This window comes from Burkholderia sp. MSMB1498 (genome assembly GCF_001526245.1).
GTDB classification, from domain to species: domain Bacteria; phylum Pseudomonadota; class Gammaproteobacteria; order Burkholderiales; family Burkholderiaceae; genus Burkholderia; species Burkholderia savannae.
Genome location: NZ_LOYJ01000119.1, coordinates 142,504 through 155,137 on the forward strand (window position 1 = coordinate 142,504; position 12,634 = coordinate 155,137).

Here is a 12,634-nt window from a genome sequence, read left to right on the forward strand (position 1 = left end):
TACCGGCCGTTGTGTGGCCGCAAGGTCGAACCGAAGGCGGCGTGCCGTGTCGTCGTGTCGTCATGTCGTCGAAGACATGCCGATGATTCGTTGCGGACGACCCGTGCCGGCGAAGGCACGGCGTTGGCCGGGGAACTGTCGGGCGGCGACGTCGCGTGACGCGGCGGTTGTCGATGCCGTGATCGACGCGCCGGCTCGCTTGGTTCGCTGTGCGCGGCGTGCGGCGCGCCACGGGCGACCTGCGTCGGCAGCGATCCGCGATTGACGAAGGCCGATGCGGATTTCCCGTGATCTGACCAAAATTGACAGACGTTTCGCGATGAATCGTCTAACTTTTACGACGGAGAGGCTATTCGACGTCCGGCCTTCTCCGATCTCAAGAAACTGCAGCAATCGGCCCATGTTGTGTTGTTGATCGACCCGTTGCCTTGCCGGGCGGCGGGTCGTCTTTTCCGATCGTTCGCATCGGAAGCGGTTGCCGCGCCCGCCGGATCGAACGGCGCGCGGATCGAATGGCCCGCGGATCGGAAGCGGCGCGCGGCCAGCGGATGTCGATCGGCCTTCGCTTCTTCGGTCATTCATGCCGCGGCGTCGTCGGCCGCGCGTCGTTGAAATACGATCGGAATGCGAAATGCCCGGAACGCGCGTGTTCGCACCCGCATTCTCCGGAGCGCGTTTTCGCCGCGCGCCGCGCGACACATGAAACGCGACACATGAAACGCGACGCGCGACACGCGTGCAAACCCCTCCCTTCGCCGCCGATCCCATTGCCTAAAATCAAGTTACGCGCGAGACGGTTCCGATCGTATTGGCGCGAAGGCGTCTGGCGGCGTCGCTCGCGCGTTCGAATCCCGACATGTTTCAATCGTAAGGTGAATCGTCATGGCGACTTATGTGGTTCTTGCAAACTTCACGGACCAAGGCATCCGCACGGTGAAGGACAGCCCGAAGCGGGCCGGTCAGGTGGCGGAGATGGCGAAGAGTTTCGGATGCGAAATGAAGGAGGTCTACTGGACGCTCGGCGCGTTCGATATCGTCGCGGTCGTCGAGGCGGCCGACGAGCAAAGTCTCACCACGTTCGGCTTCGCACTCGGTTCGGCGGGCAACGTCCGCACGCAGACGCTGCGCGCGTTCACGAAGAACGAAATCGGCGCGATCATCGGCAGATTGCCGTAACGCACGCGTCGCGCGCCGGCGTCGGCCGGTCGAGCGCGGGCTGGTCCGAACGCGGGCCGAAGGCGGATTGCAGGCAGAGGAAAGGGCTGAAGCAAGGAGAAAGCCCATGTCGAATACGCAAGGCGACGCAGGATCGCCGTTCGCGGCGTCCGTCGAAGCGGGCAGCTACCGCATCGCGCGGCCGGCCGGCGTGAGCGACGTGATCGAACTGGTGCGTACGCACGGCATCCAGATCGTCGATCTCAAGTTCACCGATCTGCCGGGCCTCTGGCAGCATTTCTCGATCACGCTTCCGGAACTCCACGCGGATCTGTTCAGCGCGGGAATCGGTTTCGACGGCTCGTCGATCCGCGGCTTCCAGGAGATTCACGAATCCGACATGCTGCTGCGTCCCGATCCGACGACCGCGTTCGTCGATCCGGTATGCGAGGCGCCGACGCTGTCGATTCTTTGCGACGTGATCGATCCGGCGACGCACGGGCCGTATTCGCGCGATCCGCGCTACGTCGCGAAAAAAGCGGAAGCGCATTTGCGTGCGACGGGCGTGGCGACGGCCTGCTACGTCGGCCCGGAGCTCGAATTCTTCATTTTCGATTCGATCCGCTACGGCCAGGATCAGCACAGCGGCTACTACCACGTCGAATCGGCCGAGGGCGATTGGGCGACGGGCCGAGACGAGGGCGCTTACGGCGGCGGCAACCTCGGCTACAAGGAGCGCTACAAGGAAGGCTATTTTCCGACGCCGCCGAACGACACGCTGCAGGACATCCGCTCGGAAATCGCGCTGACGCTGCAGCGCGCGGGCGTGCAGGTCGAAGTGCATCATCACGAAGTCGCGACGGCCGGCCAGAACGAAATCGACATGCGTTTCGCGACGCTCACGCGCATGGCCGACAACGTGATGATCTACAAATACGTGTGCAAGAACGTCGCGCGCCGGCACGGCAAGGTCGCGACGTTCATGCCGAAGCCGCTGTTCGCGGACAACGCGAGCGGCATGCATTGCCATCAGAGCCTGTGGGCCGACGAACGCAATCTGTTCTACGACGCGCACGGCTGGGCGATGACGTCGCAGCTGTGCCGCTGGTACATCGGCGGACTGCTCGAGCATGCGCCGGCGCTGATGGCGTTCTGCGCGCCGACGACGAATTCGTACAAGCGCCTCGTGCCGGGCTACGAAGCGCCCGTCAATCTCGCGATGTCGCAGCGCAACCGCTCGGCCGCCGCGCGGATTCCGATGGTGTCGGACGCGCCCGCCGCGCGGCGCGTCGAGTTTCGCTGCCCCGATCCGTCGGCGAACGCGTATCTCGCGTTCGCGGCGATGCTGATGGCCGGGCTCGACGGCATCGAGAACAGGATCGATCCGGGCCCGCCGCTCGATACGAACATCTACGAGCTGCCGCGCGAGGAAGCGGCGAAGGTCCGGCAGGTGCCGGGCTCGCTCGACGCGTCGCTCGCCGCGCTCGAAGCCGACAACGCGTTCCTGCGCAAGGGCGACGTGTTCACCGACGACGTGATCCGCACGTGGATCGACTACAAGCGCAGGCGCGAGCTCGATGCGATCCGGCTGCGTCCGCATCCTTGGGAGTTCTATCTGTACTTCGACGTCTAGAAGAACGAGGAGGCCCGTGATGACCACGGTCGGCAGCTTCGACATCGATTACACGCAATACCTCGGCCCCGACGGCGAGCCGGTCCAGCCGTTGCCCGCGTTCGCGCAGGACGCGGCCGCGTTGCTGCCGCTCTATCGCGCGATGGTGCTCACGCGCGCGTTCGACACGAAAGCGATCGCGCTGCAGCGCACCGGCAAGATCGGCACGTTTGCGTCGTCGGTCGGGCAGGAGGCGATCGGCGTGGGCGTCGCGAGCGCGATGCGGGCCGACGACGTGCTGTTTCCGTCGTACCGCGATCATGCCGCGCAGTTCATGCGCGGCGTCACGATGACGGAGAGCCTGCTCTATTGGGGCGGCGACGAGCGCGGCAGCGATTTCGCGGCCGCGCGCCTGGATTTTCCGAACTGCGTGCCGATCGGCACGCAGGTGTGCCATGCGGCGGGCGCCGCGTATGCGTTCATGCTGCGCGGCGAAGCGCGCGTCGCGGTGGCGATACTCGGCGACGGCGGCACGTCGAAGGGCGATTTCTACGAGGCGATGAACATCGCGGGCGCGTGGCGCGCGCCGCTCGTCATCGTCGTCAACAACAACCAGTGGGCGATCTCGATGCCGCGCGCGCGGCAGACGGCCGCGCGCACGCTCGCGCAGAAGGCGATCGCCGCGGGCATCGAAGGGCGGCAGATCGACGGCAACGACATCGTCGCGGTGCGCCAGATCGCGGGCGACGCGATCGAGCGCGCGCGGCGCGGCGGCGGCCCGACGCTCGTCGAAGCGCTCAGCTACCGCCTCGGCGATCACACGACGGCGGACGACGCGACGCGCTACCGCGACGCCGAAACCGTCGGCAAGCAATGGGAGTTCGAGCCGTTGCTGCGCCTGCGCAAATACCTGATGCATCGGAACGTGTGGGACAAGGCGCAGGACGAGCAGCTCGGCAAGGCGTGCTACGCGCAGGTCGAAGAAGCGGTGCAGGCGTATCTCGCCGTGCCGCAGCCGGATGCGTCGGCGATGTTCGACCATCTGTACGCGAGCCTGCCGCAGGCGATGCGGGAGCAGCTCGCGACGGCGCTCGCGTTCGCGCCGGCCGCGGGGAATCATCATGGCTGATCTGAATCTCGTCGAAGCGGTCAATCTGGCGCTCGCTTACGAGCTCGCGCACGATCCGTCGGTCGTGCTGCTCGGCGAGGACATTGGCGCGAACGGCGGCGTGTTTCGCGCGACCGTCGACTTGCAGGCGCGCTTCGGCGCGCAGCGCGTGATCGACACGCCGCTCGCGGAGACGGCGATCGCGGGCGCGGCGATCGGCATGGCGGCGATGGGGCTCAAGCCCGTCGCGGAAATCCAGTTCACCGGCTTCGTCTATCCGGCGATCGATCACGTGCTCAATCATGCGTCGCGGCTGCGCCACCGCACGCGCGGCCGGCTGTCGTGCCCGCTCGTGATCCGCGCGCCGTGCGGCGCCGGCATTCACGCGCCGGAGCATCATTCGGAAAGCCCCGAGGCGATGTTCGCGCACATTCCGGGGCTGCGCGTGGTGATTCCATCGACGCCCGCGCGCGCTTACGGGCTGCTGCTCGCGGCGATCCGCGATCCGGACCCGGTGATGTTCTTCGAGCCGTCGCGCCTGTATCGCCTGTTCAGGCAGCCGATCGAAGACAACGGCGACGCGCTGCCGCTCGACACGTGCTTCACGCTGCGCGACGGCTCCGACGTCACGCTCGTCAGCTGGGGCGCGATGCTGCAGGACGTGCTGGCGGCCGCCGACCAGCTCGCGCAAGAGGGCGTGACGGCCGAAGTGATCGACGTCGCGACGCTCAAGCCGCTCGATGCCGACACGATCGTCGCGTCGGTTTCGAAGACGGGACGCTGCGTGATCGTTCATGAAGCGCCGCGCACGGCCGGCTTCGGCGCGGAGATCGCCGCGCTCGTCGCAGAGCGTTGCCTGTATTCGCTGCTCGCGCCCGTGCAGCGCGTGACGGGCTACGACGTCGTCGTGCCGCTGTTCCGGCTCGAAAGCCAGTACGTGCCGAGCGTCGCGCGCATCGTCGACGCGGTCGGAAAGACGCTGGAGGCGCTGTAAAGACATGAAGATCTTCAAATTGCCCGACCTCGGCGAAGGCTTGCAGGAAGCCGAGATCGTCGAATGGCACGTGAAGGCCGGCGACACGATCGAGGCCGACCGGCCGCTCGTGTCCGTCGAGACCGCGAAGGCGATCGTCGAGATTCCGTCGCCGCAAGCGGGCCGAATCGCGAAGCTGTTCGGGCAGCCGGGCGACATCGTTCATCTCGGCGCGCCGCTCGTCGCGTTCGAGGGCGAAGCCGACGAAGCCGATGCGGGCACGGTCGTCGGCCACATGACGGTCGGCGAGCACGTGGTGCACGAGACGCCCGCGGCGCTCGGCGCGGGCCCGGGCGGGCGCGCGGCCGGCGCGATCAAGGCGATTCCCGCCGTGCGCGCGCTCGCGCGCAAGCTCGACGTCGATCTGGCGATGGTGACGCCGTCGGGCGCGGACGGCGTGATCACCGCGGCGGACGTGCAGCGCGTCGCGAAAGTGCTCGCCGAGCTCGGGCCGCCCGAGGTGCTGCGCGGCGTGCGGCGAGCGATGGCGCAGAACATGGCGCGCGCGCAGAGCGAAGTCGCGGCGGCGACCGTGATCGACGACGCCGACATCCACGCGTGGCCCGCGGGCGCGGACGTGACGATGCGCCTGATTCGCGCGCTCGTCGCCGGCTGCCGCGCGGAGCCCGGGCTCAACGCGTGGTTCGACGGGCAGGCGGGGCGCCGCCACGTGGTCGCGAAGATCGACGTCGGCATCGCGGTCGATCTGCCGGACGGCCTGTTCGTGCCGGTGCTGCGCGACGTCGCGCATCGCGACGCCGCCGATCTGCGCCGCGGGCTAGACCGGATGCGCGCCGACATCCGCGCGCGCAAGATTCCGCCCGACGAGCTGCGCGGCAACACGATCACGCTGTCGAACTTCGGAATGATCGCCGGCAAGTACGCGGCGCCCGTGGTCGTGCCGCCGACCGTCGCGATTCTCGGCGCGGGGCGCGTGCACGACGCGGTCGTGGCGGCGAACGGCGTGCCCGCCGTGCATCGCATTCTTCCGCTCAGCCTCACGTTCGATCATCGGGTGGTCACGGGCGGCGAGGCGGCGCGCTTTCTCGCGGCGGCGATCGCGGATCTGCAATCGCCGCAATAGGTCGATGGCTCGCGCGGCTGCGCGATACGCACGACGCGCGCGATGCATGTGATGCATGCGACGCGCACGATCGTTGCTCGACGTCGTCCGCGCATGACGAATTTCCCGAGCGCGGCGGTTGCCGCGCCGCCGCCGCGAATGTGCTCCTCGCCGCCCGGATGGCCGGTGCGCGAGCTCGGATCAACTGTGTCGCAAGTCTTGCCTTCATCGAAACTTCGTCATCCTTTGCATGAGGAAGCGATACCGCCGCGCATTGCCGTTTTCGGGTTGCTCGTCGGTCAACGTCTCATTCAAAAGGGGCATTGAAACGCATCGGAATCCGCGATGCGCCCGCATTGCCGCCGGACTGCGCGGGCCTCTCGACGCCCCCGTACCCCGTGACCCGGGAAGACTGGATCGAAGCGTCGAATGTCGATCAGGACTTCTTGCCGTTCGCGTGCGGCGTCGCGCATCCCGGCGCCGAACCGAACGGCGTCAGACCGATGCCGCGATGTGCTCGCGCAGCCACATGTGCGCGGAGTCGCGATGGGAGCGTTCGTGCCACAGCATCGCCATCTGGAAGCCGGGCACGTCGACGGGCGGCTCGACCACCCGCAGCGCGCGGTTGTCGCGGACGAGCCGCGAAGGCATCATCGCGACGAGATCGCTGCTCGCGACGACCGACATCATGAACAGAAAGTGCGGCACGGACAGCACGACGCGCCGCGTGAGGCCGGCTTTCGCGAGCGCATGGTCGGTGACGCCCTGAAAGCCGCCGCCGTCCGGCGACACGATTACGTGATCGAGCCGGCAGAATTGCGCGAGCGTCGGCCGCCGTTTCAGGCGCGGATGGCCGGCGCGCCCGGCGAGCACGTACCGTTCGGTGAAGAGCGCGCGATGGCGCAGGTTGCCCGGCGCGCATTCGGTGATGTGGAAGGCGAGATCGATGTCGCCTTGCTCCGCCTGCTTCGCGATCCGCGACGGCACCTTCTCGACGACGGCGAGACTGTATTACCCCGGCTTCGACGTGCTGCCGCCGGTCGTCGTCTATCGGACGAGCCGCACCGACGAGGCGCGATTCGAGACGATCTGCGATTCGCTCGGGCAGCGCCTCGACGATTTCTGGAAAACCGCGCCGATACCTTATCGCGCGCAGAATGCCGGCGAGTACGAAATTCCGCGGCTCACGCTGCGGGACGACGTCGCGCCGGAGCGGTCGGGATTCGCCGCGCATATCGCGTAGCGGGGCGGCGGCGTGCGAGAAGATGCGAGGCGATGCGTCGCCCGGCGTGATGCATCGTGCATCGCGTGCGACGTGTCACGTGTCACGTGTCACGTGTCACGTGTCACGCGTCGCACATCGCGCATCGCGCATCGCGTGCCGTGCGTCGCCGCGCGAAGCTCGCACTTGAGCGCCATGCGCCCATCGCCGTGCGCGCGCGTTCCCGCATGCGCGCCGAGCGGGTTCAAAACCGCCGCGCGAGCACGTCGGCATCCACCGATCGAATGTCGGTATGGCCGCACAGCGCCATCGTCGTGTCGAGCTCGCGCGCGATGATGTCGAGGCTGCGAAACACGCCCTCCTCGCCCAGCGCCGCGACGCCGTAGAGAAACGCGCGCCCGATCATCGTGCCGCGCGCGCCGAGCGCGACCGCCTTCAGTACGTCCTGCCCCGTGCGAACGCCGCCGTCGAGCCAGACTTCGACGCGCCGGCCGGCCGCATCGGCGATGGCGGGCAGCGCTTCGACCGACGATATCGCGCCGTCGAGCTGACGGCCGCCGTGATTCGACACGACGATCGCGTCCGCGCCCGCTTCGGCCGCGAGGAGCGCGTCGCGCGGATCGAGCACGCCCTTGACGATCAGCTTGCCGCTCCACCGTTGCCGGACCCATGCGACGTCGCGCCAGCCGATCGCCGGATCGAACTGTTCGCGGGTCCACGATTCGAGCGACGACATGTCGGTCACGCCCTTCACGTGCCCGAAGATGTTGCCGAAATGGCGGCGGCGCGTGCGGGCCATGCCGATGCACCAGCGCGGCTTGCTCGCCATGTTCAGCAGGTTCGCCAGCGTGATGCGCGGCGGCGTCGACAAGCCGTTTTTCACGTCCTTGTGCCGCTGGCCGCCGATCGGCAGATCCATCGTCATCACGAGCGCGGGGCAGCCCGCCGCCTTCGCGCGCTCGATCAGCCGCTCGATGAAGTCGCGCTCGCGCATCATGTAGAGCTGGAACCAGAACGGCCCGGGCGCATGCGTGGCGATGTCCTCGATCGAGCAGATGCTCATCGTCGACAGCGTGAACGGCACGCCGAACCGCTGCGCGGCGCGCGCCGCGAGAATCTCGCCGTCGGCGCGCATCATGCCGACGAGCCCGGTCGGCGCGAGCGCGACCGGCATCGCGACGTCCTGCCCGGCCATCGTCGTGCGCAGGCTGCGTTGCGAGATGTCGACGCCGACCCGCTGACGCAGCCTGACGTGCTGGAAGTCCGCTTCGTTCGCGCGATACGTCGTTTCCGTGTAGGAGCCCGTGTCGACGTAGTCGTAGAACATCCGCGGGATGCGTTTTTTCGCGAGAACGCGAAGATCTTCGATGCAGGTGATCGGGACGGACATGGGCGGCTCCGAGAGGGTGGCGACGATGCTAACGCCGCGCCCGGCGTCGCGCCCGGAAATATCTTCAGGCGCGGCGCGAAAGAAATTCCGCGCCGTCGTGCGCCGCGCGCTCGCAGACGCTCGCGAGCCAGGCCACGAACGCGTCGGCGGCGGCGCGTGACGCGTGCGGCATCACGTAATACGGGGCGGCCGGCCGCGCGATGCGCGGAAACGGCGGGACGAGCGCACCCGACGCGAGCCAGTGGCGCGCGAGCGCGGGGCTGCCGAGCGCGACGCCCTGGCCGCTGACCGCCGCCTCGAGCAGGAGCCCGAGATCCATCAGCTTCGGGCCGTTCGCGGGCTCCGGCCAGTCGAGGCCGGCGACGCGGAACCACGGCGTCCACGGTTCGAGCGGCGTGCAGAGGAGCGGCAGCGCGGCGAGATCCGCGGGCGCGCGCAACGGTGCGTGCCGTTCGAGCAGCGACGGCGCGGCAAGCGGCGTCAGCGAATCGACCATCAGCACGGTCGCGCCCGACACAATCGGGCCGCCGCCGCGAATCCAGAGATCGGCGCCCGTCGGCGGACCGTCGGGAAAGGGGCTCGCGAGCATCACTTCGAGCTCCACGCCCGGGTGCGCAAGCGTGAATTCGTCCAGACGCGGAACCATGACCTGTCGCGCGAACGTCGGCGGCGCGCAGATCCGCAGCCGTTCCGCGTTGCCTGCGCCGCGCCGGTGCAGCGGCACCGCGGCGAGCAGATGCAGCGGCGCATGAACCTGATGCAGATATTCGCTGCCGGCCGACGTCAGCGCCAGCGCCTTGCCGCTGCGCACGAGCAGCTGCACGCCGAGCAACTGTTCGAGCGCCGCGACGCGCTTGGCGACCGCGCTTCCCGTCACGCACAGCTCCTCGGCCGCGCGCTCGAACGAGCCGTGGCGCGCGGCGGCCACGAAGGCGAGCAGGCCGTCGAGGGACGGGAGGCGGAGGTCGCGGAGGTCGGAGGCGTTCATCCGGCGATTCTAATCGACCGGTTTCGCGGCGGTTGCGCGGACGACGCCCGGCCAGCGGCGCGCCGTCGCGCGGCGCGCCTCGCTCGGCCGCGTCGTCATGCGGCCGCCACCCGACCGCCACCCGACCGCCACCCGACCGCCACCCGACCGCCACCCGACCGCTACCCGGCCGCTACCCGACCGCTACCCGACCGCTACCCGACCGCTACCCGACCACCATCTCGGCCGCGAGACTTCCCGCCCACCTGCCGGTAATCGATCATGCAAGACGCGACGATCCGCGCCTTCATTCGAGATCGGCACGTGCGCCGCCGCGCGACGAGCGGACTTACGAGCTCACGGCCCACGCTTGCGGCGCGGCGGCGCGCAGATTCCGCCGATATCGGCCGAGCCCGGCGATGCCGGCGAGCGACACGAGCGACAGCAGCGAGAAGTACAGCGCGAGCGGCAGCCATTCGCCCTGATAGCGCTGCGCGATCATCGCGCCGACGAGCGGCGTCGTGCCGCCCGCGACGAGCGCGCACAGCTGGTACGCGATCGAGATGCCCGAATAGCGCACGCGCGTCGGGAACGCGGGCGTCATGAAGCCCGCGATCACCGCGTAGACCGCCGACAGCGCGACGACCGCGAACGCGATGCCCGCGACGATCGCGACCGGATCGTGCGTGCGGACGAGGACGAACATCGGATACGGCGACAGCATCGACAGCAGCGCCGCGCAGATCAGAAACCGCGTTTCGCCGAAGCGTTGCGCGAGCAGCGCCGAGACGGGCTGCGACAACAGCTGGATGATCGTGACGATGAACAGGCAATCGAGAATGAACGATTTCGACATCCCGAGATACGTCGTCGCGTACGAGATCATGAACGTGTTGGTGAAGAAGAAGCCGGCGGAGCCGATCGTCGTCGCGGCGGCGGCGAGCACGATCGGATGCCACGCGGTGCGCAGCGCGTCGGCGACCGGATAGCGGGCGATCGCACCGCTGTCGCGCACGCGCTCGAACTCCGGCGATTCGTTGACGCCGAGCCGGATCGCGACGCCGACGAGCAGCAGCACGAAGCTCGCGAGGAACGGCAGACGCCAGCCCCACGACACGAAGCTGTCGTGATCGAGCGACGTGACGAACCGGAACGCGAGCAGCGACAGGATCAGCCCGGCCGGACTGCCCATCTGCGGGAACGACGCGAACAACGTCCTGCGCTCGGCGCTCGCATGCTCGCTCGCCATCAGCACCGCGCCGCCCCATTCGCCGCCGACCGCGATCCCCTGCAGGATGCGCAGCAGCACGAGCAGCGCCGGCGCCCAGACGCCGATCGTCGCGTAGCCGGGCAGCAGGCCGATGCCGGTCGTCGCGATGCCCATCAGGAACATCGTCAGGACGAGCATCTTCTTGCGGCCGATCCGGTCGCCGAGATGGCCGAACACCGCGCCGCTCAGCGGCCGCGCGACGAAGCCGACGAAGAACGTCGCGAACGACGCCATCGTGCTGGCGAAATGATTGCCGCTCGGGAAGAACACGTCGCCGAGCACGAGCGCGGCGGCGGTCGCGTACGTGTAGTAATCGTAGAACTCGACGGCCGTGCCGATGAAGGCGGCCGTCGCGGCGCGCACGGGCTGATGCGTGCGCAGAGTCGGGGTAGGCATGGGCGGTCCTGTCAGGGTGATGACGGCGTGACGGTGGCGGAGGCGCGGGCGAGGCGGCGGACGAGCGAGCGATCCGCCCGCTCGTCCGCCGCCGGACGGCCTTCGTTCGATTCTGTTCTCCAATCCGAAGCATGGGTGACGCTCACGCACCGCTCGCGCATCGGCAGCCGCTTGCGCGAACCGGCACGCGGCGCGGCGGCGCGCCCGCGGCCTCGATGGTGTTCGAGCACGCGCGTCGTGCCGCTCGCGTTTAGCGAATCCGATTCGTTCGCCTGCATCGGCATCGACGCCGCCGCCGAATCGATCGCGACCGGCCGTGCGTCGCGTGCCGTGCGCGCAGAGACTGACCGAATCGGGTCGCTCCCGGGTAGCTCCAGGCGATCGGAGGTGGAAAAAAAGCGCCGGCGGCGAGCCGGCGCTTCGAATCGCGACACTTCACGCAGCGCGCTACGTCGGCCGGCGCGCGAGGTGGACGCCCGCGAGCATGCAGCGCACCGAGCCGCCCGCCGTCTCGATCGTCGGCACGTCGAGCGGCAGCAGCCGCGCCGAGCGTTCGATCAGCCCGCGCTGGCGCGGCGTGAGGCAATCGAGCGCGCGGCGCGACAGCGCGAGCACGCGCGCGTCGCGCGCGGACAGCTCGAGCGCGTTGCCGGCGAACTCGGCGATCTGCTCGTTCTCGAGCGCGATCACCGTCCGGCCCGTTTCGGCGATGCGGCGGCGCACTTCGTCGCGGCGGTTCGGGTCGCTGATCAGATCGAGGCCCACCAACGCGAACTCGGTCGCGATGCTCATCATCACGTTCGTGTGATAGACCGGGCGGCCGTCGGCGTCGGCGGTGTCGAAGCACATGGGCTCGAAATTGAAATGCGTGCAGAAGCGTTCGAGCGCGACGGGATCGGCGCGGCGCGAGCGCGCGGTGTACGCGACGCGCGCGACGTGGTCGAGCACCATCGCGCCCGTGCCTTCGAGAAAGACGTCGTCGTGCTCGAGGCCGGAAAAATCGATCACGTCCTGCACGCGGTATTCGCGCTTGAGCATCTCGATGACGTCCGCGCGCCGCTCGCGCCGGCGATTCGCGTTGCAGATCGGATATAGCGCGACGTGGCCGCCCGGATGCGTCGAGAACCAGTTGTTCGGGAACACGGAATCCGGCGTGTTGCCGTCGCCGTGATCGTCGAAGACGTGCACGCGGACGCCCGCCTCCGACAGCCGGCCCGCGGCCGCGGCGACTTCGTCGCGCGCGGCGGCCGCGACGGCCTGCGCGCGCGCGTCGTCGCCGGCCGGGGGCGTGCGTTGAAACGCGTTGTCGGCGGCCGTGTCCGGATTCGGAAAGAAACGGTGCGGCCGGATCATGACGACGGCCGCAGCCGCCTGAATCGACTGAAGACTCATGGAGTGCGACGAGAAAACGAGAAGGG

Annotated in this window: 11 protein-coding genes and 2 pseudogenes; 6 read left to right on the top strand and 7 right to left on the bottom strand. The window is 68.7% G+C overall.

Features of this window, described 5'->3' with window-relative positions; all coding sequences use genetic code 11:
- Positions 1–60: 60 nt before the first annotated feature.
- Entirely contained in the window at positions 61–582 is a 522-nt protein-coding gene (locus tag WS91_RS36455) for a hypothetical protein (protein WP_156432522.1), read from the bottom strand.
- A gap of 300 nt (positions 583–882) precedes the next feature.
- On the opposite strand from WS91_RS36455, the gene WS91_RS27200 reads away from it, so the two are divergent.
- From WS91_RS27200 to WS91_RS27220, 5 genes are all read left to right on the top strand, one after another.
- The gene (locus WS91_RS27200) at positions 883–1,176 is read left to right on the top strand and encodes a GYD domain-containing protein (protein ID WP_038746001.1); all 294 of its coding nucleotides are present in this window, start codon (positions 883–885) and stop codon (positions 1,174–1,176) included.
- Positions 1,177–1,282: 106 nt separating this feature from the next.
- A complete protein-coding gene (gene glnA / locus WS91_RS27205) occupies positions 1,283–2,788 on the top strand; it encodes a type I glutamate--ammonia ligase (RefSeq protein WP_038746003.1) in 1,506 nt (501 codons plus the stop codon).
- 19 nt (positions 2,789–2,807) lie between these two features.
- Positions 2,808–3,896, top strand: a complete 1,089-nt coding sequence (gene pdhA / locus WS91_RS27210; RefSeq protein ID WP_038746005.1) for a pyruvate dehydrogenase (acetyl-transferring) E1 component subunit alpha — start codon at positions 2,808–2,810, stop codon at positions 3,894–3,896.
- Positions 3,889–4,869, top strand: coding sequence for an alpha-ketoacid dehydrogenase subunit beta (locus WS91_RS27215; protein WP_059644722.1), 981 nt, complete (start codon positions 3,889–3,891; stop codon positions 4,867–4,869). Before pdhA ends, WS91_RS27215 begins: the two co-directional genes overlap by 8 nt.
- A gap of 4 nt (positions 4,870–4,873) precedes the next feature.
- Entirely contained in the window at positions 4,874–5,992 is a 1,119-nt protein-coding gene (locus WS91_RS27220; RefSeq protein WP_038746009.1) for a dihydrolipoamide acetyltransferase family protein, read from the top strand.
- Positions 5,993–6,466: 474 nt separating this feature from the next.
- On the opposite strand, the pseudogene WS91_RS27225 reads toward WS91_RS27220, so the two are convergent.
- Positions 6,467–6,976: pseudogene (locus WS91_RS27225) on the bottom strand (LysR substrate-binding domain-containing protein); the annotation flags it as partial.
- A gap of 1 nt (position 6,977) precedes the next feature.
- On the opposite strand from WS91_RS27225, the pseudogene WS91_RS27230 reads away from it, so the two are divergent.
- A pseudogene (locus WS91_RS27230) lies at positions 6,978–7,214 on the top strand (NAD(P)H-dependent oxidoreductase); the annotation flags it as partial.
- Positions 7,215–7,437: 223 nt separating this feature from the next.
- On the opposite strand, the gene WS91_RS27235 reads toward WS91_RS27230, so the two are convergent.
- The 5 genes from WS91_RS27235 to ctlX all read right to left on the bottom strand — a co-directional run bounded on the left by WS91_RS27235 (position 7,438) and on the right by ctlX (position 12,608).
- Entirely contained in the window at positions 7,438–8,583 is a 1,146-nt protein-coding gene (locus WS91_RS27235; RefSeq protein WP_038746013.1) for an alpha-hydroxy acid oxidase, read from the bottom strand.
- A 64-nt stretch (positions 8,584–8,647) separates the two neighbouring features.
- Complete coding sequence (locus WS91_RS27240) at positions 8,648–9,571, bottom strand: LysR substrate-binding domain-containing protein (protein WP_059671373.1); 924 nt, start codon at positions 9,569–9,571, stop codon at positions 8,648–8,650.
- Between the two features lie 328 nt (positions 9,572–9,899).
- A complete protein-coding gene (locus tag WS91_RS27245) occupies positions 9,900–11,216 on the bottom strand; it encodes an MFS transporter (protein WP_059671374.1) in 1,317 nt (438 codons plus the stop codon).
- An 11-nt stretch (positions 11,217–11,227) separates the two neighbouring features.
- Entirely contained in the window at positions 11,228–11,494 is a 267-nt protein-coding gene (locus WS91_RS27250; RefSeq protein WP_156432524.1) for a hypothetical protein, read from the bottom strand.
- Positions 11,495–11,663: 169 nt separating this feature from the next.
- Positions 11,664–12,608: a citrulline utilization hydrolase CtlX gene (ctlX, locus tag WS91_RS27255; protein WP_038746020.1), complete on the bottom strand. Its 945-nt coding sequence runs from the start codon at positions 12,606–12,608 to the stop codon at positions 11,664–11,666.
- Positions 12,609–12,634 lie beyond the last annotated feature (26 nt).